The sequence below is a fragment of the Novosphingobium sp. TCA1 genome (genome assembly GCF_009811895.1).
Classification (GTDB): domain Bacteria; phylum Pseudomonadota; class Alphaproteobacteria; order Sphingomonadales; family Sphingomonadaceae; genus Novosphingobium; species Novosphingobium panipatense_A.
Window position 1 is genome coordinate 1 of the sequence record NZ_BLJH01000112.1, and the last position, 1,353, is coordinate 1,353.

The following is a 1,353-nucleotide window of genomic DNA, read 5'->3' on the forward strand; positions in this document are numbered from 1 at the left end:
CTTAACAGGCTGCGGAAAAAGTAGCTTGCCCTGAAGAGGCATTGCTGATTCCAGGATTGCGACGAGCGATGTTGAAGGGATCGGGATGCGCGGCGATGATGAGCGGAGTGAGGGGCTGTTTTCGTACGTGAGCTGCGAGGCTCGGGTACCGGCGAACCACCCGCTCCGCGCCATCAGAGCGATTGTCGACAAAGCACTGGAGGTGCTGTCGGCGGATTTCGATGGCCTGTATTCGCGTATCGGCAGGCCTTCGATCCCGCCCGAGAAGCTCCTTCGCGCCTTGCTCTTGCAGGCCTTCTATTCGATACGGTCGGAACGCCAGTTGATGGAGCAGATGGACTACAACCTGCTCTTCCGCTGGTTCGTCGGCCTGGCGATGGATGCGCCGATCTGGGATGTCACGGTTTTCACCAAGAACCGCGAGAGGCTGCTGGCAGGCGACATCGCCGCCAGGTTCCTGTCCGCCGTCATCGGGCAGCCGCGCGTACAGGCGCTGCTGTCGGACGATCATTTCTCCGTGGACGGCACCTTGATCGAAGCGTGGGCCAGCGTGAAGAGCTTCAGGCCCAAGGATGAAGGCGGCCCCGGCGATGACGGTGACAGTGGGTCGGTGTCTAGCCAGAGCAAACAGGCGACGCGGCCGACCGGCCGCAATGCCGAATGCGACTTCCGGGGCGAGAAGCGCAGCAATGCGACCCATGCCTCGACCACCGATTCCGATGCCCGGCTGTTCAAGAAGGCGCGTGGCCAGGCAGCGAAGCTGTGCCACATGGCCCATGTGCTCATGGAAAACCGCAACGGTCTCGTGGTCGATGCAACGCTCACCCATGCCACCGGCACCGCCGAACGCGAGGCCGCGTTGACCATGCTGGGGCGCATGGAGGGACGTCATCGGATTACGCTGGGCGCCGACAAGAACTACGACACGGCTGGCTTCGTCGCGGCGTTGCGCGAGATGGACGTTACCCCGCACGTGGCCCAGAACAACACCAATCGTCGTTCCGCCATCGACGGACGGACGACACGCCATCCCGGCTACGCCGTCTCGCAGAGAATCCGCAAGCGGATCGAGGAGGTGTTTGGCTGGGCCAAGACCTGCGGCAACATGCGAAAAACCCGTCATCGCGGCCAGGATCGCGTCGGATGGTCGTTCTCGCTCACCGCTGCGGCCTACAACCTCATCCGACTGCCGAAACTGCTGGCGGCGGCCTAGCCGCGCCGCTCACATCGCCAGGACCGGCCACACGGCAGGTCTCTACGAATTTCACCCGAAAATGACCGACTACCGTGCCCAGGACCTTTGAAATCGGGCCGATGACGACCACTGCGACGCCTTTTTCCGCAACCTGTTAA

At 62.7% G+C, this 1,353-nt stretch carries 1 protein-coding gene; it reads left to right on the forward strand.

The annotated features are described in order from the left end of the window. The first annotated feature begins 85 nt into the window (after nt 1–85). Nucleotides 86–1,213, forward strand: a complete 1,128-nt coding sequence (locus tag NTCA1_RS28280) for an IS5 family transposase (RefSeq protein WP_159832497.1) — start codon at nt 86–88, stop codon at nt 1,211–1,213. Nucleotides 1,214–1,353 lie beyond the last annotated feature (140 nt).

Bases quoted from the DNA above. Each gene is read 5' to 3' on its own strand.
- NTCA1_RS28280 (WP_159832497.1), top strand. From the start codon at position 86: ATGCGCGGCGATGATGAGCGGAGTGAGGGGCTGTTTTCGTACGTGAGC.